The organism is Leucobacter luti, assembly GCF_019464495.1.
Lineage (GTDB): Bacteria > Actinomycetota > Actinomycetes > Actinomycetales > Microbacteriaceae > Leucobacter > Leucobacter luti_A.
Map to the genome: position 1 here is coordinate 3,204,264 of NZ_CP080492.1, position 24,372 is coordinate 3,228,635.

Below are 24,372 nucleotides of genomic sequence, written 5' to 3' on the forward strand. Positions count from 1 at the left end.
CAGCGTAAGTGGTCACCACAGCTCTTGGCTTGTCTGCTGCGGTAGCCCGGTTGTGTTTGCGCGACCAGAAGTCCTGATCATGCGACGCCTCAAGCATCATTGCGGGGCGCGAGGCGGCGGATCACGAGAACTGCGACCGTTGCCGCTGCGCCGGACCCAACGGCGATGGTCGACACCATCGTGATTGCAGAGGTGCCGGCGAGCGCCGAGACCACTGGTGCCGCAACGGCCCCTGCCGTGAACATCGCCATGCCGAGCAGCGCGGACGCGGTCCCGGCACGCGTGCCGTGTCCGCCGAGCGCCAGCGTCGTTCCATTCGGGCCGCCGAGCCCGTTCGCTCCCAGGAACAGGGCGAGCAGCACAATCACGACGATGGCCGGTGCGCCAGCAAGCGTCGCGCCGAGCAGCACGACTGCGGCGGTTGCTCCGGCGAGCTGCCCGACCAGGTACATTCGTGTCGTGCCCATGCGAGCGACAAACAGCCTGCTCAGTTGTGCGCCCCCGAGCTGCGCGAGTGCATTCGTGGCGAACACCACGCTGAACAATTGTGGGGACAGCCCGAACTGGTCCTGCAACACGAAACTCGACATTGACAGGTACGAGAAGAAGGCAGCCCCACCCAGGCACGCCGCAATCATGAGCGCGACAAACAGCGGATCGCGGAGGATAACGCTGATGTGGGATGCCGTGGTGCCGAGCACGCTCCCTGCGTGTCTGCCATCGGTCAGAGTTTCGCGCAGCCCGAATTGCGCGACGAACACGAGCACGGTGCCGATTCCCGCGAGCACGAGGAAGATGCCTCGCCAGTCCATCACGCGCGCGAGCTGACCGCCGATCACTGGCGCAATGATCGGCGTGAGCGAGGTCACGAGTGCGAGCAACGAGAGCATGCGGGAGAGCTGGATGCCTGAGAACAGGTCGCGCGCGACCGCCATACTGATCACCACGCCGGCAGAGCCTGCAAGCCCCTGCAGGAATCGCGCACCGAGCAGCACTTCGATGGTGGGCGAGACGGCGCAGACAGCTGAGAGGAGAGCGAACAGGATTACCCCGATCACAAGCGGGCGTTTCCGCCCGAAGCGATCCGAGAGGGGACCTGCAATGAGCTGCCCCAGCCCCAGGCCGATCATGCACACGGACATGGTGGCCTGCGCGAGTGCGTCAGAGGTGTCGAGTGTGCGGGCGAGCTGGGGGAGCTGCGGGAGATACAGATCCATCGAGAGCGGGCCGAACGCTTCTAACGCTCCGAGCACCAGGGTGATGCGCAGGAGTCCCATGGGGCGAGCAGGTGTCCCCGTCATCGGCTGAGGATCCGGCGCCACCAGCTGTCACGCGCAGCGTTGGCAGCTTGCGAGACGATCGCGTCCGGCGAGAATCCGCTGAAGCCGTGGTAAGCGCCCGACCACACGTGAAGCTCGGCCTCCCCGCCCGCTGCCCAGATCCGGCGCGCGTACGCGATGGTTTCGTCGCGGAAGATCTCAGCGGATCCGACTTCGAGGAACGCCGGGGGAAGCTGTGCGAGGTCAGCGGCCCGCGCCGGTGCCTGATACGGGTGTACCCGCTCGGTCCCACGATCGGCCCCCAGCATTGCGTCCCACCCAGTGTCGTTGTTGTTGCGATCCCACGCTCCGAGTCCGTCATATTGCCAGGACGAGACGGTGTCGTTGCGATCGTCAATCATGGGCGTGTTGACCAGCTGCCCGGCAAGTGCCGGTCCGCTGCGATCTCGCGCCATGAGTGCAATGGCGGCGGTGAGTCCGCCGCCAGCGGACGCACCGGAAACAACGATGCGATCCGGATCGGCACCCAGTTCTGCGGCGTGCGCCGCGAGCCACACGAGCGCCGCATAGCAATCTTCAGCGCCCGCGGGCGCTGGATGCTCTGGGGCGAGCCGGTACTCGACGGCGACACCGATCGTGCCGTGGGTCTCAGCCAGGTCAATGAGCTCGCCAGTGCCGAAGAACCGGGTTCCGAGGACATAGCCGCCGCCGTGGATTCCAAGCACGGCGGGGCGGAGAGCCCCGGCTGGGGCCCCGGATCCTTCCCTGCCAGGACACGTGGGAGCCGGATCCAGTGGGCGCACGATCGTCACCTCGATGTCCGGTGCGCCCTGCGGGCCGGGGATCAGGCGATCCTCCCAGGTGACGGCTCGGCCCTCTGCCTGGCTCGCCATCGCGGGAATCACCGTGCGGAAGTGGTCCCGGTTTGCCAAGATCGTGTGTGCGCGGAGGGGGATGGACTCCACGAGATCCATGAAGTGTGCGAGCCCCTGCTCCAGCTCAGGGTCGTAGGGCACGGGCACCGGGCGCAGCTCAGGGGCGGCGGCGCGGAAGGGCAGCGCGTGCGAACGCTCAGTCATGGCTCCCGCCTCCGATGATCCGGCGCAGCCAGGAATCGCGAGCTGCCAGGGCCGCCGTAGTGATCTCGGCAGTTGGAGCGTACATGTCGAAGCCGTGGCACCCGCCAGCCCAAACGTGGAGCTCCGCCTGTCCTCCAGCGGCCCAGATGCGGCTCGCGTAGTCCGTGTCCTCGTCTCGGAACATTTCGGCGGCCCCCACCTCGATGAAGGCGGGTGGGAGTCCCGAGAGGTCGTTCGCCCTGCTGGGTGCGGCGTACTCAGGTGCCTGCTCGGAATACGCAAGATCTGCACCAAGCACGCAGCGCCACGCCAGGAGGTTCGCGTCACGCTGCCAGGTGCCAATACCGTCGTATTGCAGGCTCGACACCGTCGAATTCGTGTTGTCGAGCATGGGGCAGAGCAGCAGTTGACCAGCGAGCGTGGGGCCGCCCCGATCCCGCGCCATGAGGGACACTGCGGCAGCAAATCCGCCGCCGGCACTGCCGCCCATCACGACGAGGCGTGTGGGGTCACCGCCGATTTCGGCAGCGTGCTCGGCCACCCAGCAGGTGGCTGCATAGTTGTCTTCAACACCGGCTGGAAATGGATCCTCTGGCGCGAGGCGATACTCGACATTGACGCCGATCACTCCGTGGCGCGCAACGAGATCTGCAACGCGGTCATGCTCCCAGCTGCGGTGGCCGACGATCATCCCGCCGCCGTGGAAGTTCACGAGGATCGGCAGGGCGACGGGGCTTGATTGCGCGGGCCGGAAGACGGTGAGCTCGAGCTCGGGTGCGCCGGCCGGACCGGGAATGCGCAGTTCCTCTGCGGTGAGTGCGTGCTGCCGTGCGATCGTGTCGGAGTCAGGGAAGACCGGCCCGCCGCTCCGCATGAGCGCAAGCGTGTCCTCGCTGAGCGGAGGCTGCGCACTTGCGGCCAGTGCCTCGAGTGCTGGCACCACGTCAGGGTCGAAGGGCGACGGGGGGAGTGCTGGCCTGCCGAGCGCGACGGGAGGCGTAGGGAGTTGGGTGGGCATTGTGGTTAGGGTCCTTCCGGGTCAACGACGTCACGGTCTGCCCAGAAGGGCTCGACACGCGCCCGAATCTCGGCAGCGCCCACGCGATTGAGGAGTTCGAGGCTGCCGAGATTCGTCTCCAGCTGCGCCACACTCGACGCGCCAAACAGTGTGGTGGCGGTTGCCGGGTGGGTGAGCGTAAAGGCAATCGCGAGCTGCGCAGGTGTGCCGCCGAGCTGCTCGGCGAGACTGACGAACCCTGGGACATCATCGATGATGCGTTGGCGGATCCCCCCTGGATCTCGTCCGACTTCGCGTTCGGTAGAGATCTTTCCGGCGAGATAGCCGCCCTCCATAACGTCAGAAGCCTGCATCGACATGCCGCGCTCCCAGAGCCTCGCGAACGGGAGCCCGTCGGGGATCGAGCGCCGCGACACGCTGTACTTGAGCTGTGCGATCTCGGGCCCGGGGACTCCCTCTGACGCGGCGATATCGAGCAACTCCTGCACGCTCGACGCCGACCAGTTGTTGACTCCCCAGGCTCGGATCAGGCCGTCAGCGCTGAGCTCGGCGAGATTGAGCACGATGTCCCGGAGCGCGACATCGTCGCGGCGCAAGTCTCCGAGCACCACGAGGTCGGCGTGTTCGGCGCCGACGCGGAACAGTGCGCCGTTGAGCTGGGAGCGGAACCCGGTGTGCTCATCCCAGCCCTCGAGCCAGAGTTTCTCGGAGAGGAGATACTCATCGCGTGCAACGCCAGCGGCCCGGACGATGGCGGAGAACAGGACGTCAGTGAAGGCGGGCGGCGAGCCTGGCATCGCATAGACGCCAACGTCGAACAGGGTGATGCCGCGATCGATCGCGGTGCGCACGAGCTGCACGGCGTCTTCGAAGTGCATGCGGTCGTAGATGTGCCAGGACCCGAGCGCGAAGACGGAAGTCTCCAACTCACTGGTGCCGATGCGGCGGCGGGGGACTGGTGGGTGCGTCATAGGGTGTCCTTTCGGGGTAACACGGGACAACTGGTGGTGAGAGCGAGCGCGGCCGCTGCCGGATTAGCGCCGGGTGAGGCGCGGATCGATCACGGCTTTGACCTCGTTGAGCTCGTGCATGTTCATGATCCGGTCCGAGGCGTCGTCCAGACCGCAGGGGGCCGAGAACAACTCGTCCCACGGGAATCGCTCCGCGAAGGTGCGGAAGAACTCGATGGAGCGGTAGTAGTCGGAGACATCGCCATTGAGTGATCCGACAACGGTGAGCTCTTTGCCCATGATCGCTGAGAGCGGGAACGGATCGCCGGCCGGTCCGGTCGAGCCAACGATGGCGATTGTGCCGCGTTGCGCAGCCATCGCGACTGCCTCGGGTCCGATGCTTGGGGTGCCAGCGACGTCGAGCACGAGATCCGCGCCGTGGCCGTCAGTGAGTTCCAGAACGCTGGCGATGGTGGCCTCTGATCCTTCGGTGATGTCGACGGTGTGCGTCGCGCCGAAGCGCCGCGCGAGATCCAGCCGGACTGCAGGCGCGCCAGCGGTGATGACAGTGCCGGCACCAGAGATACTCGCAACTGCAGTAGCAAAGAGCCCCAGCGCGCCCGATCCCTGAATCACGACTCGGGATCCAGGCCGTACGCCGCCAGCGCGGTCGAATGCGCGTAGGACGGTTTTTGCCGCGCAGCCTGCTGCTGACGCCCACGTGTCTGTGACCTCGTCCGGTAGGCGCAGCTTTTGCGCGCCGGGCGTGACATAGGCGTACTCGGAGAGCCCGGCTGTTGCGAACGGGGCGACATCGGAGCGCTGCAGGAAGCCGTAGCCGCGCTGCGCGCAGGCGACGGGCTGGCGCAGCACGGTGCAGCCGAAGCACTTTCCGCAGACGGACTCAGACCAGCCGATCCGGTCGCCGATATTGAGTGGGGAGCCGAGCGCGTCGACCGCACCATCGCCCAGGGCGACGACTTCACCGACCATTTCGTGGCCGAGCACCATGGGGAGCATTCCGGGGAACGTCATTTTGCCCGCCCAGATCTCGATGTCGGTGCCGCAGAGGGTCGTGCACGTGATCTGTACGAGCGCGGCACCCGGCTCAATCTGCTCAGGGAGTGGCAGTTCTTGAAGTTCGAGCGCTGCGCCGTGTTCGGTCAGCACGGCCGCGAGAGTTGAAGTGGGAATCGTCATTGAGTACTCCGTTCCGAGGGGAATCGGCGCGGCCTCGTTGCCCGGGGCGCCGATCGTGTAGTTTTATTCTACATACGTTGACCATAAGCGTGAAGCTCCAGTCCGGGAGCCGCCGGTCAGAGGTCCCAACGGAGGGGAAGATGACGGATCCTAAGGTGCACGAGGCGCGCGGCCATGCCGATCTCATCCTGCGCGGAGGTACCGTGCTGACAATGGATGACGATGCACGTCGGGCCGAGGGTGTCGCGATCACCGCCGGTCGTATTGTCGCAGTCGGCGACAGCGCCGAGCTGGAACTGTGGTGCGGGCCGACCACGCGGGTGATCGAGCTTTCGGGGCGAGCAGTGCTCCCCGGCATCAACGACTCGCATCTGCACGGGTCCTGGCTCGGCGCGCGGTGGCCGCACACCTTCTTCGGGGCGGCAGATCCCGAGGCTGCCGCACAAGTCAGTGGCACGCTCGTGTCGAGCACGGCCGAGCGCCGCGCCGCGATCCAGCGCGCAGGGAAGCTCCTGACTGAACTCGGAATCACAAGTTACACCGAGCCCGGCCTCGGGCCGGGCGAGGACAGCGGTGAGACCGGCAGTTTCCACAGCGAAGTGATCGAGATCTATCGCGAGCTCGCTGCCGCGGGCGAGTTGTCGCAGCGGATCACCGTGCTCGCACTCCACGGCATCCTCGATGGGCCGAGCGACGTCGCAACGGTGGTCGCCGGGATCCAGAACCATGCCGCTCTCGCCGGTGAAAGCGATCCCGCGTGGCTCGCGATCCCCGGAGTCAAGATATTTGGGGACCTGATTCCGCTCTCGCGGCAGGCGTGGACCGATCACAGCTACGACGACGGCACACACGGAGACCTGCTCGTTGAAGGGGCAACCATTGCGGAGAAAGCCGAGGGCCTCGCACAGATGCTCCGCGCCGCGCACCTCGCGGGGCTGCAAGTGGGAATTCACGCGACCGGAGATCGAACGGTCGAACTCGCCCTCGAGGCATTTGCCGCCGCCGCTGCACTGCCTGGCGCCCCCAGCGTTCGCGAGCTGGGGCACGTCATTATTCACGGTGACCTGGCAACGCCCGCCCAGGTAGCGCGCATGGCCGAGATGGGGATCTGGCTGAATACACAGTCCGGCATTGCGGCGTACGCTGGCGAGTGGCTCACCGGCATGCTCGGGCCGGAGGTGGCGACCAGCGCGTGGCCACTCGGCGCTGCGCTCGCCGCCGGAGTGCTCGTGCTGTCGTCGGATGCGCCGGTGCTCGACTTCGACTGGCGGCGCGGGATCGCAGCTGCTGAGGCGAGAATCGTGGCGACAGGTGGTTCAGTTGCTCCCGAAGACATGCGCGCCAGGCTCGAGCAGTTGCTCCGAGCGTACACCTCACTTCCGGCTGCCCAGGATCGGGCGGCCGACTGGAAGGGGACCGTCACTGCTGGGAAGGTGGCCGATCTCGTCGTACTTGCGCGAGACCCCTTTGAGGTCGGTGCTGCTGGCCTACCTGATGTTGCTGTCGACCTGACCGTGCTCGACGGACACGTGGTGTTCGAGCGCTAGCACGTGCTCGTGAGGGTGAGTGCAGTGGGCCAGCGCGCGGCGCCGGCCCACTGCGGGGATTGGCGGCGGGCTACGTGAGAAGCTGGCCTCCGTCGACGGGGAGGCTCACGCCCGTGATGTGTGCGGCTCCCGCACCCGCGAGATAGGCGACCGCGGGGGCGATGTCATCGACCCGTGCGAGGCTGCCGAGTGGGATCCGGCTTGCCCACGCTGCGCGCGCGGGGGAACCCTCTGGCATGCCCTGCTCAAGCATTGGGGTGAGCACCGGCCCTGGCGCGACGGCGTTCACGCGGATTCCGTGCGGTGCGAGCTCGATCGCTGCCCAGCGGGTCACTGAGTCAACCGCGGCTTTGCTGGACTCGTATGCGCCCATGCCGGGCGTCGGCTGGCGCCCCCCGATTGATGAAATATTGACGATCGCGCCGCCGCCGCCTGCCGCGATTCGGTGCCGCGCAAACGCCTGAATCATCACGAAGGTGCCGAGCACGTTGACCTCGAGGATTGACCGGTAGTCGGCGGGGTCGAGTTCAGTCACTGCGCCGTGTACGGAGAGGATCCCGGCGTTGTTGACGAGCACATCGACGCCACCGGCTCCCGAGAAGTGGTCGAACGCCGCGGCCACGGCCGCCGGGTCGGTGATGTCGAGCGCTCGTGCCTCTGCGCCGAGGGCGGTGGCAGCGGCGTTGACTGCGGTTGCGTCACGATCCGCGAGAATAACGTGCTCGCCAGCGGCGATGAATTCGCGGGCGATGCCCTGGCCGATACCGCCGGCCCCGCCGGTGATCAGTACGGTGCGTGGAGTGGTCACGGTGACTCCTTTGTCGAGGGTGAAGTCGACGCGAGGCGCCGACACTGGAGTGAACTCTTCGTATATTATACGATTGTAGAAAATAAACGAGCACGCGTGTGTCGCGGCGCAATGCGTGCGGCGCCTGCAAGGAGGCAGACATGACGTTCACCGGCCACATCCCCCAGCGACAACTCGGTCCGGGCGGTCCCGAAGTGCCGGTGTTCGCGCTCGGGTCCTGGAACATCTGGGACCGGATGGAGGCGCGCGATCGGCGCGCGCTCATGGAGCGGGCGGTCGAGACTGGATCTGCATTCTTCGACGTGGCCTACTACAACATGGGGCCGCACGCGGAGGCCTCGCGCACAGATCTGCTGTTCGGGGAGACGCTCCGAGAGCTGGGGCTTGCGCGCAGCGACTATCAACTCTGCGGCAAGCTCTGGTTGTGGGAGTACCCGGCGACAGGCTTCGCGGATCAGATGCGCGTCTCGCTCGACCGCATTGGAGCTGGCCGCGGCGGTCCAGAGTCCTTCGAGACCGTTGTGGTCGGGGATTTCATGGGAGAAGTGGATATCGCGCAGGTCGTGCGAGATGTGCAAGCCGAAATCACTCGCGGCAGTTTCGCAAGCTGGGGGGTCAATAACTGGCCAGCCGCTGCGCTGCGGCTCGCCCTCGACACTGCTGCGGAGGAGGGGCTCACTCCGCCCAGCTTTGCGCAGCTCAAGTACGGCCTCGTGCGGCGAAGTATGGCCGAGGGGGAGTTCTACGGCAAGTGGTTCGCCGATGGCACGCTCGCACTCCAGGCATCGGACGCATTCGAGGGCGGGATTCTTGTGGGCAAGCTCGCCCCCCAGCGCAAGATCGGCGCGGATGTCGGGGGGATTCGCGAGCGGATCGTCGCGGCGTATCCGGAGGTGCTGCGCATTGCCGAGGAATTCGGGGCGACCCCCGCTCAGCTCGGGATCGCGTTCTGTCTCGCACACCCGGCAACCGCAAACGTCCTCTTCGGGGCCTCGAGCGTCACTCAACTCGAAGATAATCTCGGGGCGATTGCACTCCTGGAGCGAATCGGCGCCGACGCGATCCGCACGGCGACCGCCGGGCTCTGGCTGGACCGCGAAGTGCGGGCCGACGGAGTGTGGGCTCCGGAGTAGGCGCTCGCTCGGGTGCGCGCTCCGGCGTGCGCTTGGGCTCACGCAGGAAATCCGAGCTCGTGCAGGATGAAATCCACGATTCCATCCTGCACGAGCTCGGATTTCCTGCGTGAACTCGGCGGCTGTGCGCTACGCGGCGAGATAGTCGATTGCGCAGGATCGGAATTCGGCGCTGTCAAGGGCGCCGCGGTGATCTCCTGGCACGTGGGTCAGTGAGCCGTGCGGGAGCGCGGCGAGCAGCGCCTCGATGCCCTGCGTCATTGGGTCTGAGCTGCCGGCAACGAGCAGTGTCGGCACACGAGGTGCCTGTTGCTCTGGCGCAAACGGCTCGGATGCGAGGCCGGGGATCAGTCGCGCGAGCGACGCGGTGTCCCTGCCTGGTGCGGAGATCATGCCTGCCATCATGCCGGCGAGCGGGTGTGCGGGGGTGCCGCCGCGCAGTGCCTCGGCGAGCTCGGTGGCATCTACGGCGGCAAACGGCTCGAACGGGCTCGCACCGCCCAGTACGAGTCGATGCACGCGGTCGCTGTGCCGCGGGAGGTCCCATGCCAGTCTGGCGCCGAGCGAGTATCCCACGACGTCGATGGGTCCCGCGGGGGTGATGGTGTCAATCGCAGACGCAATTGCATCGAGCACCGCGCTCGTGGTGGCCTCGGCTGCGCTGGTGAGTGCCGGGCTCTCGCCGTGGCCCGGCAGATCGAGTGCGATGACTTCGCGCCCGGCCCGGTGCAGTGATTCGATCCAGCCGGTGGCGATGAAGTCTTCCGCCGCGGAGGAGGCGAAGCCGTGCAGGAGGATGACCGGAGGAGCTGTCGTGTCGGTGGGGAAGTGGTGTGTGGCGAGTGGCATGAGGAGGACCTTTCGGCAGTGAAATGGTGTGTTCTCGGGGCTGGATCGATCCCGAATTTATTTTCTATGCTAGTAGAAAATAAGCGTGGCACGGCTGGACATTATTTGTCTACGTCTGTAGAGTTTCGACAGGCCACACCCGGACACCGCCGTCCCGAGCCTCGCGGACGGCCCACACGCAAAGGATCAGTTCATGACCGCAACTCCCGACCGCATCGTCGATATCGCTATCGGATTCATGGGGGCCAAGCAGCTCGCAGCAGCAAGCCGGATCGGCCTGTTCGCCGCGCTTGCGGGCGGACCGCAGACGGCCGCCGAGCTCGCGGCCAAGACCGCACACGCAGAGCGCCAGGTGCGCACCCTTGCCGACGCAATGAACGCGCTTGGCTTGCTGGAGCGCGAAGCAGGCCGCTACTCGCTCGCCGCGGACTCCGCGAAGTACCTCGCCGGCACCGGCGACATCGACCTGACCCCGTTCCTTTCCTTCCTCGGCGATATTAGCTACCGCCAGTGGCTCGGCTACGACCACACCGTCGACTCCGACGCGGCCGGCACACTCGAACTCGACGAGGCCGGCTGGGCGGATTTCATGGCCGGTGTCATGACCTACAATGCACTGCACGCAGAGCAGTTCGGGGCCGCATTCGACTTCTCAGGATTCCGCAACGCCCTCGATTTCGGGGGTCTTGCCGCTGGCTTCTCGCTCGCTGCGATGCAGCAGAATGACGAGCTCACCACGCGCTTCGTCTACGCGCCAGGCTTCGCAGACTCGATCGCGGAGGCAGCCTCGGCCGCCGGGCTCGCGGACCGCGTGAGCGTCGAAGAGGGAGACACTGAATCCACCGCGCCGGGCGGGGAGCACGACCTTGTCTTGCTGACTCACGTGCTGCACCGCTTCGATGCGGAGCAGAATCGCGCCATTCTTTCCGCCTCGCGGGGAGCCGCTGCTCCCGGCGCCACCCTGATGCTGCTTGATTTCTTCCTCGATCAGGACGGCACGCAGCGCGCAATTGACGCGCTGCACGCCGGTGAATACTTCAATATCGACGGCACTGTGGTGTACCCGATTGAAGAGGTCGAGGGCTGGCTTGCGGAGACTGGCTGGGCGGTTGATCGCCTCGTCGAGCTGCCCGGCAGCCCGCGTGTGCTCGTTGCCACCGCAGTGTAACTGCGACACGCGAGTCGAGCGGTCGAGGAGGGGTGGAGCGAGTGAGTGAGCGCGCGTCGGTGATCGAGACGGTGACCGGACCCCTCCCAGTCACCGCGGCGGGGCCGGTACTTGCGGCGGAGGTGCTGCTGCAGGCGGCACCTCCGCTCGCCGGGAACACTGGGCGGCCAGCGAGCGAGGTCGCGTTCGCGCGCGAGCCGGTCGCGATTGGCAACCTGGGCCGTCTCCTGCTCGGAGCGCCCAACCGTGATGATCGCACGCTCGCCGAGGCGGACGCTGCTCACGCCTTGGGGGTCTACGCCGCCGCGGTGCACGCGTCATCTGAATCTGGTCCGCACGCTGAGAGTGCCGCGCAGCGCGCGCAACCGGTGGTCGTGGTGCTCGATGCCGCGACCGTGGAGGCGCAAGATCCCACTCGCACCTCTGCAGCACTGCGGCGCCTGAGCGCTGCCTCCGGCGTCGCGATTGTGCGCCGGACTGCGATCCGAGTAAGTGCCACCCCAGCCGACTTCAGGGCCGCAGCCCGGGCGGCAAGACTCGCAGGCGAGGGCCTCATGCTCTCGCCTGGAGCGGAGCTCGCGGAGGCCGCAGCAGCCGTGGCGCGATTGGAGGCCGAGGGCCTTCCCGGAAAACGCATCACGCTGACGGGGGCCCAGCGACTCATCGGCAGGCGCCGCGAGGGGGCACCCAACGCGGGCTTCGGCACGGGAGACGGCGCAGGCGTGGATCCGGATCGACTTGAGGGGCTGATCGCCCTGGCACAGAGCTCGGGGATCACGCTCTGCTTTGACGAGCTCGGCCGGATACCGACGGTGCGCACGGTGGTCTCCGACCACGATATTGCCGTCGCGATCCTCCGCTGTGCTGCGCGTGGCCTCGGCGAGCATGTCACGCTCAGCTGCGGCATCCGCGCAAAACACCAGCTCACTGCCTTTGGGGGTAATGGACTCGAGTTCATCACTCAGCAGTTCCTGCCGTACCTTGGCATGCTCGGCGCCGACGCCGCGCTGCGCGCCGCAATCGGTGGGGAGACGGCGCTGCGCTTTCTGCAGCGCAGTGAAGGGAAGGCAGTATGACGGTACGGGATGAGCGTGTGGAGCAGGGCGGGCGTGCGGTGGCGATCCCGCTCGATGAGATCGATATTCCGGATCGCACCGGCGCCGTGCAGACGGTCTGTGGCACGGTGCGGCCTGAAGATCTCGGCACGACTCTCATGCACGAGCACGTGTTCCTCGACATTCGCAGGCCGGCCCACTCACCGAACCCGCGCCGGGGCGAGTGGGACCCTCCTGCGCAGGAACCGCTCAGCCTCACAACGCTCGCGGCAGTGCGGCGGGGAGGCCCAGCGCGGAGAACGACATTCTTGGTGACGAGGCCGTGCTGCTGGACGAGGTGGGGGACTTTGTGCGGCAGGGCGGCGGCACGATCGTCGAAGTCACGCCGAGCGGCGTGGGGCGCGACGCCGCCGCGCTCGCGAGACTCAGTCGTGCTTCCGGGCTGCGCATCGTGATGGGGAGTGGGTGGTACCAGAAAGACCTGCACCCGCTGGGTTTCGCTGAGCGCTCGATCGAAGAACTCACCGCACAGATCGTCACCGATCTTGTTGTGGGGGTCGACGGCACCGGGATTCGGGCCGGAATTATCGGAGAGGTTGGGGCTGAGGGGGATCCGGTCCACCCGGAGGAGATGCGCAGTGTGCGTGCCGCCGGACGTGCTGCGGCGCTCACCGGAGCTCCGATCACGCTGCACATGGGCGGCTTCGGGGAGGAGAAGCTGCGCGTGCTCGATGCGCTCGAAGCAGAGGGGGCTGATCCTGCAGGTGTGGTGTTCGGTCATGCTGGCACGATCGCGGATGATATGTCATTGGCCAGGCGGTTGCTGGCGCGCGGGGTCTCTGTTGAAGCCGATTTCTTAGGCACAACCGGAAGCCCGTGGGGCACACTGTTCCCGTTCACCGACCGCGAGGTGGCGCGTGGTTTCGCTGAGCTGGTTGCGGACGGCTGGGGTGAGCAGCTCGTCCTCGGGGGAGATGTGTGCCAGCGTGTGCAGCTGCGGCGCTGGGGCGGGCACGGCTACGGCTATATTGTCGATCACTTCCTGCCGACGCTCGCTGAGTTTGGAGTCAGCGCAGCGGAGCTGGATCAGATCATGATCCACACCCCGGCGCGGATCCTCGCGTTTAGAGCTCCGGGCCGACGCTAACGCGCAGAGCACTCCAGATGATCCGTGTGATCCGACAGTGGTGTGTTGGGTGGGCGGTGGGGCGCCGTGTGGGCAGTGGAAGTTAGTGTGCGCTGCGCAGTCGGGCGATAAAGTCGGTGACCTGCGCATCGAGCACATCGGCGTTCAAGTGATCGGGGCTTACTACTCGCACCACAGTTGCGCCGATATTGAGCATGATGATCTCGTCGACGAGCTGGTCGTCAGGGGTACTCGTGAGGATATCGCCGTCGGCCCTGCCCTCTGCGAGATACTGCCGGTAGCCGGCCTTCCAAGTGTCGAGGTGCTCGTCGTAGCCGCCGTGGAGCTCTGTGCTGAACGCGCAACGCTCCCAGAACGAAAGCAGCACGCGCGCCGCAGTAGCGTCTTCCTGCTCGATCGGCAGGGTGAAGCGCATGAACATTTCCAGCGCTTCGATCCCACGCTTGCCAGCGGTGTGGTTGGCCAGGCGCTCGCCCAGGCTGTTGAGTGAGCGCTCGTACGCACCCTTGATGATCTGGTCCTTGCCGGAGAAGTAGTGCTTGAGCGCGCCGTTGGCGAAGCCAGCGCGAGCAGCGATTTCGCGCATCGTTGCGGCCTCGATGCCTCCCTCAACGATCAGCTGCCAGGTGACATCGACGACTTCTTTGCGTCGCTGATCATGATCTATGACTTTGGGCATCGCACGTCCTTGGGGCCGGAAATCTATTATCCTCCATTGTAGACGAAAAACTCTGGCCCGGTCCAATGGTGCGTGTGAAGCGCGCCCTTGACCGCCGCCGCAGTGCATTTGACTCTCCGAGCAGAACTCTTGCGAGCGGTGGCCAGGCGCGGGGCGACATGGCAACCTCAGAGTGGAAACGCGTGCGACGGCGCCGCGTCGGAGAGGAGTCCAATGTCGGATCAGTCGAGCACTCAGCCGCGACCCGAGAGCGTGATTGTGATCGGGGCAGGATCCGCGGGATCAGTCGTAGCACGCCGCCTCGCAGACGCGGGCGTGACGGTCACCATCCTCGAAGCGGGTGGTGAAGACACGAACCCCGCGATCCATGACCTCAGCCGTATGGGCGAGCTGTGGCACAGCGCAGATGACTGGGACTACTTCACCACGCCGCAGCCGGGAGCCGCTGGCCGCCGTTTGCACCTGCCGCGGGGCAAAGTGCTCGGCGGATCGCACGCGCTGAACGCGATGATCTGGGTGCGTTGCTCCCCGAAAGACTTCGACCATTGGGCCAGCCTGGGTAACGATGGCTGGGCCTGGGAGGACGTGCTCCCCGTATACCGCGAATTGGAGCGCTACTCCGGAGGCGCTTCTGCGCTGCGCGGCGGCGACGGACTGCTCGATGTCAGCGACGACTATGCGCTTTCGCCGATCCAGCAGTCGATTCTTGACGCCGGCGTGCAGGAGGGGCTCGAGCACAACGCCGATTACAACGGCGAGGTGCTCGACGGGATCTCGCAGCAGCAGATTACAGTGCGTGATGGGGAGCGGCTGAGCACCTACCGCGCGTATCTCAAACCGGTACGGGATCGGGTCACCGTCGAGACCGGCTGCCGGGTGGAGGAGCTGATCTTCGCGAATGCGGATCCCGGTGATCTCGCTGATGCAGACAGTGCCGGTGATCCCGCTGATGCAGGCGGTGCCGATGGTGCCGCGTCTGACACCGGTGCCGCAGCTGGCACGCCCCGCGTGATCGGCGTGCGAGTCACGCAGGACGGTGCGACCCGCGAGCTGTTCGCCGACGAGATAGTGCTCGCCGCAGGGGCGATCGACTCACCGAGGGTGCTGCTGCGCTCCGGGATCGGACCGGCCGAAGAGCTGCGGGCGGTGGGGATCGAATCTCGGGTTCATCTCCCCGGCGTCGGGAAGAACCTCCACGACCACCTGCTCGCCCCGGTGATCTTTGCGACAGAGAAGCCGGTCGGTCCGCCACAGTCCGGTGTTTCGGTGACGCAGACACACCTGTTCTGGAAGAGTCGCCCTGAGCTGGACCGCCCGGATACGCAGCCCATCAACTTCTCGGTGCCGATGTATGGGGACACGCTTGAGCCGCGCGGCGACGATGGCTTCTCGTTCCTCGCAGGCCTCGTAACGCCACGGGCGCGCGGCGAGATCACGCTATCGGGCCCGGGGGTCGACGATCCGATCCAGATCGATCTTGACGCGCTCGGGCACGATGACGATGTCGCGTCACTTGTGGCTTCGGTGCGGCAGTGCCGCAGCATTGGGCGGCAGGCCGCGCTCGCTGCGAGCCCGGCTGACGGCGGCTGGGGTGCGACTGAGGTGTACCCCGGCCCAGAAGTGGGCGACGGCGACGATCCGGTCGACTATGTCCGATCCACGGTCGCGACCTACCACCACCAGGTTGGTACCTGCAAGATGGGGGTGGATGAGCTCGCGGTGGTCTCACCGCGGCTCGCAGTTCACGGCGTTGACGGCTTGCGGGTGATCGATGCCTCGATCATGCCGCGTGTGACCACTGGAAACACGAACGCGCCCTCCGTGCTCATCGGCGAGCTCGGCGCACGATTCGTGCTTGCGGGGGAGCGCTAAGCTCGCGCGTCGACTCGGCCGGTGAAGTCAACGGCCGAGTCGACGCGACCGCGGATGAAAATCAGCAGGATGAGGCCCGCGGCGATGACCACAATGTTGCCGAGCGCTGCGATCTCCGAGAGAGAACCGGCTGCCGGGTACTCGCTCTGCAGGAAGATCGACGGATCGGTGGTTGCGTGCAGCAGGATCGGCCAGATCAGGTTGCCGGTTACGCGGAGTGCCAGGTACATGCAGAGCCCGAAGGCGAAGGTGTACCCCACCTGGAACAGCGTGGTATTGATGCCCTGCCCGTCGAGCACGTTGCCCGCGTGCATCACGGCGAACAGTGCTGCTGAGACGAGCGCCACGGAGATCTCGCGGTAGCCGGCCCTGCGCATGAGGTTCACAACGAAGCCGCGCGTGAGGACCTCCTCTGCGAAGCCGATAAGCAGGCCGGTCGCGAGCCAAGCGAGGACCATGCTGGAGCCGGCCGTGTGGTAATCAATGGTGGCGAAGCGGAGCACGTTGAATACGACGACCACGGCGACGGCGACCCACATCCACCATGAGCCGTGAATGGGCTGCCGAGCGAAGAGTTCGCGCAACCAGCCCAGTGATAGGGCGAAGGCGATGAGCAGCGCGCAGCCGATCAGGATCGGCAGCCCTGTCACGACAAGCACTTTCAGTGCCGGGTCAGTAATCCCTGGCACGATGGGGCCGACGAGCAGTCCACCCGCTTGGTATAGCACGTAGTAGCCCACCACGAGCGCGAGTGCGCGCCACCACCCGCCGCGGTTCCAGAATCGGTGCCATCCGGACGGTGCGTCGTGCTCGGCCATGTCGTTCCCCCTTGTGCTCGCGCGTGTAGCGGCAGGGGAACAATCTATTCGGTGAGGTGCGGCGAGCTCAAGCTCTGGTCCCCGTGTTGCGCCACGGTGCGGAACCCAGCGTTGCCCATCGTCGAGTCACGGGAATTCCGGGAGCGGGCGGAATTGCGATATCGATTGCAGTACGACGGATGGCACAGATAGCTGCCGCCACGGAGTACCCGCTCGTGCGTGAGCGCGGGGCCTCGGGGGTTGTGCGCCGCGTGCTGTTCGTAGGCGCAGGCGTCATATCCGTCCGCGCACCATTCCCAGACGTTGCCGACAGTCTGCCAGAGACCGAAACCATTTGGCGCGTAGCTGCGCACGGGCGCAGTGCCGAGCCACCCGTCGCCCGCGGTGTTGTGAGCTGGAAAGCTGCCTTGCCACACGTTGGCGCGCCACACGCCATCGCTGCCATCGATCGGCTCGTTGCCCCACGGGTAGCATGCCTCGGAGATCCCGCCACGGGAAGCTCGCTCCCACTCGGCCTCTGTGGGCAGCCGTCTGCCTGCCCATTCGCAGTAGGCCTGTGCGTCGTCCCAGCTGACATGAACCACAGGGTGATCGCCGTTCCCGGCGGACGCGGTGCCCCGTCCCATGCCACCTGGCGCGCGCCAGCTGGCCCTCCGGACGCCGATCCACCATGGCGTGCCCTGGATCGGCCCGGTGACGTCCGCGGTTGGTGCGTCGACGAGTAAGTGGAAAACTGCGGATACTCCGAGTCGCTCCGCATCGGTCACAAATCCTGTTGCCGTGACGAAGCGCTCGAACTGCGCCACCGTTACAGGGGTCGCGTCGATGGTGAAGGCGTCGAGCGACACTTCGTGTACTGGCAGTTCACCGTCGGCTGCAAGCCCGTCGCCCGTCGCGTCTCCCATCGTGAAGCTCCCGGCGGGAATCGCGCACTGTTCCATCGTGTGGCGACCGAGTGCGGTGGTCGTGAATGCGTGCTGAGTCGCCCCGCTCACAGCTGAGGTTCCCGCCCGGTGCAGCTCGAGTCGAGTTGGTTCGTTGGCGTCTCCCGGAGCCACCGTGCGTGCTGGAGCGCAGCACGGAGAAGTTTCGGCGTTGAGTGCGTGCCGATCCTGACTCACAGTGACTCCGGAATCGGGGCTCGAAAGCTCCGGATGAGCGCGTCGAGACTCGCGTCGAGCTTTGCGTTCGTTGCTGCCTCTGGCACCAGCACTGCGAGCATTTGCCATCCAGCGTTTCGAGCCGAGACCTCCTCGACAGCAACTTCAATGTTGACGTGGGCGGCGAGCTCACCGTCTTCCATCGCCTCAGTAAGGAACCGGCGGATGAACTGCCGGCGACGCATGATGTTCTCGTGGTGGATTTCCCAGAGGCCCTGATCCTGAGCTGCGCGATCCCAAAACGAGAGCACGATGCGCGATTTGTTGATGCCCACATCGCTGTAGGGCAGGAGTACGCGAGACATGCGGCGCAGTGCATCGAGGCCGCGCACTCCTTCGATTTCCTGCAGCGTGCGATCGTGGGAGCTGTTGAAGACTTGGAGGAATGCTGCGGTCAGTAGCGCCTGTTTGTCCGGGAAATAGCGTGCAATCGCACCGTGCGCATATCCGGCCTCCGCGGCGATTTCACGCATCGTCACGCGGTCGAAGCCATCGCGGATGATGATCTGGGTGACCGCTTCGACAATGTGTGCGCGGCGTTCGTCGTGATCCACGATCTTAGGCATCTGCATTCCTTTCCACGGCTTTGATCCTAGGGGTCTGAGCGGCTGTGGTCGCGAACCTCATTCTATTCGTCACCAAGCGGTGATTAATCGTTATCTCGCCGTTACCGAAAGCTGAAGCGCTCCAGGTAATCTTTAATCACCAAACGGCGATTAAAGATTACTTTCTGGCCATAGTGGCCGCTCTCGACGAAGGAGTCGTTCATGTTGAAAGCCCGTCGCACACTGGCCGTATTGGCCGTGATGCCGGTGGTCGCACTCGCTCTCTCCGCCTGCTCTGCCGCACCGAGCGCGGACAGCCCTGACCAGGGCCCCTCGTCCACGGGGGAGCTGACCACACTCAACGTCGCCACCATCGGCCTGACCTCCGACGGCAGCTTGCTCACCGGGATCGAGCAGGGCTTCTTCGAGGAAGAGGGGCTTGAGATCAGCACATCGATCGTTGCGAATCCGCCTGCAGGCTTGGCTGCTGTGCAGGGCGGGCAGGTTGACATCGCGTACTCGCCAAGTATTCCGCTGCTCAACGCGCTCAGTCAGCGCGTCCCGATCCAGGTCATCGGTGCGGCAGATGGGTTCCCACCCGCGGGGACCGAAATCAGCGATCCTGCCAGCTTCGACGACACTGGTCTCTTTGCGAGTGCTGGGAGCGGAGTCACAAAGGTCGCCGACCTCGCAGGAAAGACCATCGCGATCCCCGCGCGGAAAGCGCAGCTCGAAGTCGTGATCGCCGGTGAGCTCGAGAAAGCCGGAGTCGATCCGGCAACCGGGGTGAACTGGGTGGTGCTTGACTTTACTTCGGCCGTTGCAGCGCTGAAGAACGGCACCGTCGACGCCGCGGGGCTCGTGAGTCCCTTTACTGCGGAAGCGGTTGACATCGGTGCTACCCAGCTGTCGGCACCGTCAATCGGCTTCTTCGAGAGCGGGGCGACTGGGCTCTGGACTGCAGGGACGGCCACGATCACGGCAAAGCCCGAAGCGATCGCAGGCTTCCAGCGGGCCATCGTGAAGTCGAACGAGTACGCGACTGCGCACGAGGATGAGGCGATCCAAGCGGGCTTGGACTACACCAAGTCGACTCTCACCATCGATGAAGTGAAGCGCCCGGTGTGGCCCATAGAGGTGCTGCCGGAGGACCTGGGGCGCCCGAATACTCAGATGGTTGAGCTCGGCTTCCTGAAAACGCCGGTAGACCTCGACGGCGTAATTTTGGGCGAGTAATCCCGATGTCTCGGACCACACTTGTGCCTATCGGCGTCGGCTCGCTGGGTGCAGTCACTGCCCTCGGCCTCTGGCAGTGGGCTGCCGTTGGCCCGCTCACTGCGTCACCACTTCCCACCGCAATCGAGTCGATCAGTGCCCTGTTCAGACTTGGCTCTGAGCCGGAGATGTGGCGTGCAACCGGGGACACCCTCTATATGGCGCTCCTCGGACTCCTCCTCGCCGCCGTTGCCGGCATTCTGCTCGGTGTTGGCATCGGGGTCTCGCCGCTCGCGCTGCACGCGACTCGGGTGCCGCTTGAGTTCTTGAAGCCCATCCCGCCCATCGTGATCCTCCCGATCGTGGCGCTCGTCCTCGGTCCGACGGCCGGAATGGGGGTCTTCCTCGTCTTCTTCGGCTGCTTCGTTGCGATCGCGGTGCAGACATCAGCTGGGGTGTTCGATACAGATCCGGTGACGCGCGACACGGGTCGCTCGTACAGCATGAACCGCTGTGAGATCCTCGGCAGAATCGTTCTCCCGAGCGCACTGCCGTACATCGGGACAGCGATCCGCGTCGCCGCTCCCACCGCGCTCATCGTTGCCGTTGTGGCAGGCCTGCTCGGGGGAGGCCCTGGGCTCGGCCAGAGTCTGCTGCTCGCGCAGATTTCGGGCAATCAGAATGAGCTCTTCGCCTACGTCCTGCTTCTCGGCCTCCTGGGACTCGCAGTCCAGGGCGTGAGCCAGTGGGGCGAGCGCCGCCTCCTGCACTGGCATCCGCAGTACCGTACGGAGGCAGTGTAATGACGCTCACCTCGACCATTCCCACTCGGACCTCCGTCGCTCGACGGCAGCGACGCAGTGGCGTGCCTGGATCGACCCTGATCGCAGCCGAGGTTCTCGTGCCGATTCTCCTCCTGGTGGTGTGGTGGGTCACCTCTGCGAATTCCACGAACACCTTCTTCCCGCCGTTGCAGACGATCCTCACCAGGCTGATTGAGCTTGCTCAAGTGCCCGCGTTCTGGACTGACGTCACATCCTCACTCGGCAATCTCGCGCTGTCGTTCGCGTTGGCGAGCGTGCTCGGAGTGCTCCTGGGGGCGGCCCTCGGATTGATCCAACCACTCGCGTGGTTCGTCGGGCCCACCCTGCACTTCTTTCGAGCGATTCCTCCGGTTGCACTCGTGCCGATTTTCGTGTCGCTGATCGGATTCGGAAACGAGACAAGAATCCTGTCGATCACACTCGCTGCGCTGTTTCCGGTGCTGATATCCACAATAGACGGCATCAAAGGGGCGGAACCGACGCTCGAAATGGTCAGCAGGGTCTACCGATTCGGTCCAATCGATCGTCTGTTCTCGGTGACTCTCCCTGCGGCGAGTCCTCGGATCCTTTCAGGCATGCAGGTCAGCCTGATGACCGCTTTCGTGGTGATGATCGCGAGCGAGATGCTCGGATCCTCGACGGGCCTCGGCGCGGCAACACTGCTGGCGCAGCAGTCCTTTGCCATTGCGGATATGTGGGCGGGAATCCTGACCCTCGGGGTGCTCGGATACGCCGCTACCGCGATGTTCGTGCTGTTCCGGCGCCGGGTGCTGCGCTGGTACATCGCTTCACAACAACAGGAGAAACGCTCATGATTGATCACGAAACTGCACCGCGACTCCGCGTCGCGGGCCTCGCGAAAACCTACAACACCAAGCGTGGCGCTGTGCCGGTAATCGCTGATCTCACCTTTGACGTCGCCGCTGGCGAGATTGTCTGCATCGTTGGTCCATCCGGGATAGGCAAGACGACACTGCTGAAATGTCTCACCGGTTTACAAAGCACGACCTCCGGAATCGCCAGTATCGATGGGAAGGCGATTGACGGGCCACCGGAAGAGATGGCACTCGTGTTTCAGGAATACACGCGCTCCCTGATGCCATGGCTCACCGTCGAAAAAAACGTACGATTGCCGCTCAAACACCTCCATCTCCCTGCCGCAGAACGGGAAGAGCGCATATCGTCCGCGCTCGTCGCCGTGGGCCTGATCGGGGCAGAGACGAAATATCCGTGGCAGCTCTCCGGCGGCATGCAACAACGCGTTGCGATCGCGCGCGCGATTGCCTACCGTCCCGAGGTGCTCGTGATGGATGAGCCGTTCGCCTCGGTCGATGCGCAGACCAGATTCGAGCTCGAAGACCTGTGCCTGCGAGTGCGCGCGCAGTTCGGGATGACGATCGTGATTGTCACACACGATATCGACGAGGCCGTGTATCTCTCTGATCGAGTCGTGGTGCTGGGGGAGCGTCCTGCGCGCGTGACTGAGATCATCGACGTGAATTTTGGCGGCGCCCGCGACCAACTCACGACGAGGGCGCGACCAGAGTTTGCCGAACTGCGCACCACCATTTTCGAATTGATCCGGAAGGCTGGCTAGCATGGCCGAACTGCCGCGCCGCGGATATGAACGCTTCGCCGGGATACCCACCGAGTTCGCCTCGACGTCGACGCCAGCGTGGCGATCGCAGACGCGGGCCCGTGCGGGCGCCCCGAATGTCATTGTGATGCTCGTTGACGACCTGGGATTCAGCGATCTCGGCCCGTTTGGGAGTGAGATACCCACGCCCCACATCGACGACCTTGCAGGTGGCGGCTGGGTGTTCACGAACTATCGCACGGCACCGATGTGCTCGCCCGCGCGCGCCGCACTCATGACGGGGCTCAACCCGCACCGCGCAGGATTTGGCTTCGTGGCGCACACTGACCCTGGCTACCCGGGGTTCGCGTGTGAACTCCCTGAGGATGCACCGACGCTGGCAGAGTCACTGCGAGCGGGCGGCTATGCCACGTTCATGGTGGGGAAGTGGCATCTCACGGTCGAATCACGACTGCACGACGCGGCGGATCGCTCGTCCTGGCCGCTCCAGCGTGGCTTCGACCACTACTTCGGGAGCATGGATGGCTTCACCTCGCTGCACCACCCGCACCGGCTGGTGCGGGATAACTCGGTGGTCCACATCCCTGAATTTCCAAACGGCTACTTTCTGACTGATGAGCTCACGGAAGAAGCGCTCATGATGATTGACGAGTTGCGGGTAAATGACACCGATACGCCGTTCTTTCTCTACTACGCCCACACTTCTGTGCACGGCCCGATTCAGGCAAAGCCTGCCGATATCGCCACGCACCGTGGACGATACGAGGCCGGGTGGAATGCGCTGCGCGAGGCGAGGTTCGCTCGGCAGCGCGAACTGGGCATCGTGCCGGAGCATGCTCGATTGCCTGACGATTCGATCTCTGATGGGAACCTGATTCCAGCTTGGGACACGCTCAGCGCGGCAGAGCGGGCACTGTTCGCCAACCACATGGAGGTCTACGCGGCCGCCGTTACTGAAATTGACGAGAGCGTCGGCCGGCTCGTGGCGCGGCTCGATCAGCTCGGAGAGCTTGACAACACGATCATCGTGCTCGCGAGCGACAATGGTGGCTCAGCTGAGGGTGGGCAGAATGGCACGAGAAGCTACTTCGCACAATTCGGCATCTCGGCAGCGCTCCCAGACGATTGGGTGCGCGACGTGCCGCGCGATCCGGCGGAGATAGGGGGCCCGCGGTTGTTCAGCCAGTACCCGACGGGCTGGGCACGTGTCTCGAATACTCCGTTCCGCTCCTTCAAATCCACCACCTACGAGGGTGGAGTCCACGCGCCCTTGATAGTGTCGTGGCCAGCGGCTCCGGGGGGCGTGCCGGGTCTGCGAGACCAGTTCGTGTATGTCTCCGATCTCGCGCCGACCCTGCTTGACCTTGCGGGAGTAAGCCCGCTTGCCGAGCGCGCCGGGCGGGCTGCTCAGGAAGTGGATGGGCGAAGCGTTGGCGCGCTGCTGCGCGACCGGCACGCGCCAGGCCGCGCAGCGCAGCACTTCGAGTGTATGGGTCGGCGATCCATGCTCGACAGAGGATGGAAGGCGCTCTCGCCAGTTCCGCCGACACCGGCCACCGGGGCAGCCGGTGGCAACTGGGAACTGTACGACCTCACCAATGATCCAACGGAAACTCAGGACCTGGCCGCAGCGAACCCGGAGCTGGTGGCCCGACTCGCTGGACGCTGGGTGGCCGAGGCCTGGCTCAACACCGTGTTCCCGATTGACGACGATGGCACGCTGCACAAGACGCGCCCAGAATCCGAGCGGGTACTTGGTGCCCCCGTGACACTGCCACCATTTCGCCCTCCGCTCGAGCGGTTTCGAGCCGCGCAGCTCACGGTATTGCGCTCATTCTCTATCGAGATCGATGTGGTCCTGACTCAGACAACCGCCGGAGTCGTTGTTGCCCACGGGGACCAGGGCGGCGGATACCTGCTCGCGATTGATGCTGGAGCGCCGCTGCTCTCTTACAACGCGTACGGAGACATGCATCGTGTACGCGGCATCGCGCTCACGCACGGACATCATCAGTGTGAATTGCGTTTCACTGAAATCGACGGGATGCGGTGGCGAGTCGTGCTCTCCTCGGGAGACGCCGTGCTCGCGGAGCTCCCCGAGGTGCCGATGCTCCTGGGAATGGCTCCCTTTACCGGGATCAGTGTGGGGTACGACTACGGCGGGCCCGTGGACTGGGACCTCCATGCACAGCACCGTTCGTATCGTTTCACGGGCGGAACGATTGAGCGAGTGCGGTACGTGCCCGGAGCGCGATCACCACACGATCCTGTCGTGCTGCGTGAGATCACGGAGACGGTCGCTGCTCTCGCGGACTGAGCGGTGCCGGTCCGCTGGAAGAGTCTGCGGTTCGAGCGGAAGCCTCTGGCGACCCGGTGATCCTCACTCAGCGAGAGCCGAGCGCCACGACTCAGTCGACAGCGATCGCTG

At 65.2% G+C, this 24,372-nt stretch carries 22 protein-coding genes; 11 read left to right on the forward strand and 11 right to left on the reverse strand.

The features are described 5' to 3' along the window. Positions 1 to 89 precede the first annotated feature (89 nt). From K1X41_RS14370 to K1X41_RS14390, 5 genes are all read right to left on the reverse strand, one after another. Entirely contained in the window at positions 90 to 1,301 is a 1,212-nt protein-coding gene (locus K1X41_RS14370; RefSeq protein ID WP_258566572.1) for a multidrug effflux MFS transporter, read from the reverse strand. After that, on the reverse strand, positions 1,298 to 2,359 hold the full coding sequence (locus K1X41_RS14375; protein ID WP_220174928.1) for an alpha/beta hydrolase: 1,062 nt from the start codon (positions 2,357 to 2,359) through the stop codon (positions 1,298 to 1,300). The genes K1X41_RS14370 and K1X41_RS14375 overlap by 4 nt, the downstream gene beginning before the upstream one ends. Then, complete coding sequence (locus K1X41_RS14380; protein ID WP_133616995.1) at positions 2,352 to 3,377, reverse strand: alpha/beta hydrolase; 1,026 nt, start codon at positions 3,375 to 3,377, stop codon at positions 2,352 to 2,354. The genes K1X41_RS14375 and K1X41_RS14380 overlap by 8 nt, the downstream gene beginning before the upstream one ends. Before the next feature lie 5 nt (positions 3,378 to 3,382). Next, on the reverse strand, positions 3,383 to 4,348 hold the full coding sequence (locus tag K1X41_RS14385; protein WP_133616994.1) for an aldo/keto reductase: 966 nt from the start codon (positions 4,346 to 4,348) through the stop codon (positions 3,383 to 3,385). A gap of 63 nt (positions 4,349 to 4,411) precedes the next feature. Beyond that, a complete protein-coding gene (locus tag K1X41_RS14390) occupies positions 4,412 to 5,527 on the reverse strand; it encodes a zinc-binding dehydrogenase (protein ID WP_220174929.1) in 1,116 nt (371 codons plus the stop codon). Positions 5,528 to 5,667: 140 nt separating this feature from the next. Between K1X41_RS14390 and K1X41_RS14395 the strand changes: the two genes are divergently transcribed. Then, on the forward strand, positions 5,668 to 7,074 hold the full coding sequence (locus K1X41_RS14395; protein WP_220174930.1) for an amidohydrolase: 1,407 nt from the start codon (positions 5,668 to 5,670) through the stop codon (positions 7,072 to 7,074). A gap of 70 nt (positions 7,075 to 7,144) precedes the next feature. On the opposite strand, the gene K1X41_RS14400 is transcribed toward K1X41_RS14395, so the two are convergent. Further along, positions 7,145 to 7,882, reverse strand: coding sequence for an SDR family NAD(P)-dependent oxidoreductase (locus tag K1X41_RS14400; protein ID WP_208107905.1), 738 nt, complete (start codon positions 7,880 to 7,882; stop codon positions 7,145 to 7,147). 140 nt (positions 7,883 to 8,022) lie between these two features. Here K1X41_RS14400 and K1X41_RS14405 point away from each other — a divergent pair, with 140 nt between their 5' ends. After that, positions 8,023 to 9,015, forward strand: coding sequence for an aldo/keto reductase (locus K1X41_RS14405; RefSeq protein ID WP_220174931.1), 993 nt, complete (start codon positions 8,023 to 8,025; stop codon positions 9,013 to 9,015). A 129-nt stretch (positions 9,016 to 9,144) separates the two neighbouring features. Here K1X41_RS14405 and K1X41_RS14410 read toward each other — a convergent pair whose 3' ends face one another. After that, complete coding sequence (locus tag K1X41_RS14410; protein ID WP_220174932.1) at positions 9,145 to 9,864, reverse strand: alpha/beta fold hydrolase; 720 nt, start codon at positions 9,862 to 9,864, stop codon at positions 9,145 to 9,147. Between the two features lie 193 nt (positions 9,865 to 10,057). Here K1X41_RS14410 and K1X41_RS14415 point away from each other — a divergent pair, with 193 nt between their 5' ends. The 3 genes from K1X41_RS14415 (at position 10,058) to K1X41_RS14425 (ending at position 13,234) form a co-directional block, all read left to right on the forward strand. After that, positions 10,058 to 11,032, forward strand: coding sequence for a methyltransferase family protein (locus tag K1X41_RS14415; RefSeq protein ID WP_220174933.1), 975 nt, complete (start codon positions 10,058 to 10,060; stop codon positions 11,030 to 11,032). 41 nt (positions 11,033 to 11,073) lie between these two features. Then, a complete protein-coding gene (locus K1X41_RS14420) occupies positions 11,074 to 12,108 on the forward strand; it encodes an amidohydrolase family protein (RefSeq protein WP_220174934.1) in 1,035 nt (344 codons plus the stop codon). A 301-nt stretch (positions 12,109 to 12,409) separates the two neighbouring features. Beyond that, on the forward strand, positions 12,410 to 13,234 hold the full coding sequence (locus tag K1X41_RS14425) for a phosphotriesterase family protein (RefSeq protein ID WP_258566573.1): 825 nt from the start codon (positions 12,410 to 12,412) through the stop codon (positions 13,232 to 13,234). 82 nt (positions 13,235 to 13,316) lie between these two features. Here K1X41_RS14425 and K1X41_RS14430 read toward each other — a convergent pair whose 3' ends face one another. Further along, on the reverse strand, positions 13,317 to 13,913 hold the full coding sequence (locus tag K1X41_RS14430) for a TetR/AcrR family transcriptional regulator (protein WP_132202527.1): 597 nt from the start codon (positions 13,911 to 13,913) through the stop codon (positions 13,317 to 13,319). 213 nt (positions 13,914 to 14,126) lie between these two features. Between K1X41_RS14430 and K1X41_RS14435 the strand changes: the two genes are divergently transcribed. Then, positions 14,127 to 15,785, forward strand: a complete 1,659-nt coding sequence (locus K1X41_RS14435; protein ID WP_220174935.1) for a GMC family oxidoreductase — start codon at positions 14,127 to 14,129, stop codon at positions 15,783 to 15,785. On the opposite strand, the gene K1X41_RS14440 is transcribed toward K1X41_RS14435, so the two are convergent. The 3 genes from K1X41_RS14440 to K1X41_RS14450 all read right to left on the reverse strand — a co-directional run bounded on the left by K1X41_RS14440 (position 15,782) and on the right by K1X41_RS14450 (position 18,329). Next, on the reverse strand, positions 15,782 to 16,603 hold the full coding sequence (locus tag K1X41_RS14440; RefSeq protein WP_220174936.1) for a CPBP family intramembrane glutamic endopeptidase: 822 nt from the start codon (positions 16,601 to 16,603) through the stop codon (positions 15,782 to 15,784). The genes K1X41_RS14435 and K1X41_RS14440 overlap by 4 nt on opposite strands. Before the next feature lie 44 nt (positions 16,604 to 16,647). After that, on the reverse strand, positions 16,648 to 17,622 hold the full coding sequence (locus K1X41_RS14445) for a formylglycine-generating enzyme family protein (RefSeq protein WP_463674518.1): 975 nt from the start codon (positions 17,620 to 17,622) through the stop codon (positions 16,648 to 16,650). Positions 17,623 to 17,720: 98 nt separating this feature from the next. Continuing rightward, entirely contained in the window at positions 17,721 to 18,329 is a 609-nt protein-coding gene (locus tag K1X41_RS14450; RefSeq protein ID WP_132202533.1) for a TetR/AcrR family transcriptional regulator, read from the reverse strand. A 201-nt stretch (positions 18,330 to 18,530) separates the two neighbouring features. Here K1X41_RS14450 and K1X41_RS14455 point away from each other — a divergent pair, with 201 nt between their 5' ends. From K1X41_RS14455 to K1X41_RS14475, 5 genes are read left to right on the forward strand one after another with little or no spacing between them, the layout of a single operon-like run. Continuing rightward, positions 18,531 to 19,544, forward strand: coding sequence for an ABC transporter substrate-binding protein (locus K1X41_RS14455; protein WP_133616985.1), 1,014 nt, complete (start codon positions 18,531 to 18,533; stop codon positions 19,542 to 19,544). A gap of 5 nt (positions 19,545 to 19,549) precedes the next feature. After that, entirely contained in the window at positions 19,550 to 20,326 is a 777-nt protein-coding gene (locus tag K1X41_RS14460) for an ABC transporter permease (RefSeq protein ID WP_220174937.1), read from the forward strand. Then, entirely contained in the window at positions 20,326 to 21,162 is an 837-nt protein-coding gene (locus K1X41_RS14465) for an ABC transporter permease (RefSeq protein WP_220174938.1), read from the forward strand. The genes K1X41_RS14460 and K1X41_RS14465 overlap by 1 nt, the downstream gene beginning before the upstream one ends. Next, complete coding sequence (locus tag K1X41_RS14470; RefSeq protein ID WP_132202541.1) at positions 21,159 to 21,944, forward strand: ABC transporter ATP-binding protein; 786 nt, start codon at positions 21,159 to 21,161, stop codon at positions 21,942 to 21,944. Before K1X41_RS14465 ends, K1X41_RS14470 begins: the two co-directional genes overlap by 4 nt. A 1-nt stretch (position 21,945) precedes the next feature. Then, positions 21,946 to 24,261, forward strand: a complete 2,316-nt coding sequence (locus K1X41_RS14475; RefSeq protein ID WP_220174939.1) for an arylsulfatase — start codon at positions 21,946 to 21,948, stop codon at positions 24,259 to 24,261. Positions 24,262 to 24,372: the final 111 nt, after the last annotated feature.

What these genes read in the sequence shown, in the direction of transcription:
- K1X41_RS14435 (WP_220174935.1), top strand. Translation starts at nt 14,127, where the DNA reads ATGTCGGATCAGTCGAGCACTCAGCCGCGACCCGAGAGCGTGATTGTG.
- K1X41_RS14450 (WP_132202533.1), bottom strand. Translation starts at nt 18,329, where the DNA reads ATGCCTAAGATCGTGGATCACGACGAACGCCGCGCACACATTGTCGAA.
- K1X41_RS14470 (WP_132202541.1), top strand. Translation starts at nt 21,159, where the DNA reads ATGATTGATCACGAAACTGCACCGCGACTCCGCGTCGCGGGCCTCGCG.
- K1X41_RS14415 (WP_220174933.1), top strand. Translation starts at nt 10,058, where the DNA reads ATGACCGCAACTCCCGACCGCATCGTCGATATCGCTATCGGATTCATG.
- K1X41_RS14380 (WP_133616995.1), bottom strand. Translation starts at nt 3,377, where the DNA reads ATGCCCACCCAACTCCCTACGCCTCCCGTCGCGCTCGGCAGGCCAGCA.
- K1X41_RS14460 (WP_220174937.1), top strand. Translation starts at nt 19,550, where the DNA reads ATGTCTCGGACCACACTTGTGCCTATCGGCGTCGGCTCGCTGGGTGCA.
- K1X41_RS14410 (WP_220174932.1), bottom strand. Translation starts at nt 9,864, where the DNA reads ATGCCACTCGCCACACACCACTTCCCCACCGACACGACAGCTCCTCCG.
- K1X41_RS14465 (WP_220174938.1), top strand. Translation starts at nt 20,326, where the DNA reads ATGACGCTCACCTCGACCATTCCCACTCGGACCTCCGTCGCTCGACGG.
- K1X41_RS14455 (WP_133616985.1), top strand. Translation starts at nt 18,531, where the DNA reads ATGTTGAAAGCCCGTCGCACACTGGCCGTATTGGCCGTGATGCCGGTG.
- K1X41_RS14475 (WP_220174939.1), top strand. Translation starts at nt 21,946, where the DNA reads ATGGCCGAACTGCCGCGCCGCGGATATGAACGCTTCGCCGGGATACCC.
- K1X41_RS14405 (WP_220174931.1), top strand. Translation starts at nt 8,023, where the DNA reads ATGACGTTCACCGGCCACATCCCCCAGCGACAACTCGGTCCGGGCGGT.
- K1X41_RS14390 (WP_220174929.1), bottom strand. Translation starts at nt 5,527, where the DNA reads ATGACGATTCCCACTTCAACTCTCGCGGCCGTGCTGACCGAACACGGC.
- K1X41_RS14395 (WP_220174930.1), top strand. Translation starts at nt 5,668, where the DNA reads ATGACGGATCCTAAGGTGCACGAGGCGCGCGGCCATGCCGATCTCATC.
- K1X41_RS14430 (WP_132202527.1), bottom strand. Translation starts at nt 13,913, where the DNA reads ATGCCCAAAGTCATAGATCATGATCAGCGACGCAAAGAAGTCGTCGAT.
- K1X41_RS14385 (WP_133616994.1), bottom strand. Translation starts at nt 4,348, where the DNA reads ATGACGCACCCACCAGTCCCCCGCCGCCGCATCGGCACCAGTGAGTTG.
- K1X41_RS14370 (WP_258566572.1), bottom strand. Translation starts at nt 1,301, where the DNA reads ATGACGGGGACACCTGCTCGCCCCATGGGACTCCTGCGCATCACCCTG.
- K1X41_RS14440 (WP_220174936.1), bottom strand. Translation starts at nt 16,603, where the DNA reads ATGGCCGAGCACGACGCACCGTCCGGATGGCACCGATTCTGGAACCGC.
- K1X41_RS14375 (WP_220174928.1), bottom strand. Translation starts at nt 2,359, where the DNA reads ATGACTGAGCGTTCGCACGCGCTGCCCTTCCGCGCCGCCGCCCCTGAG.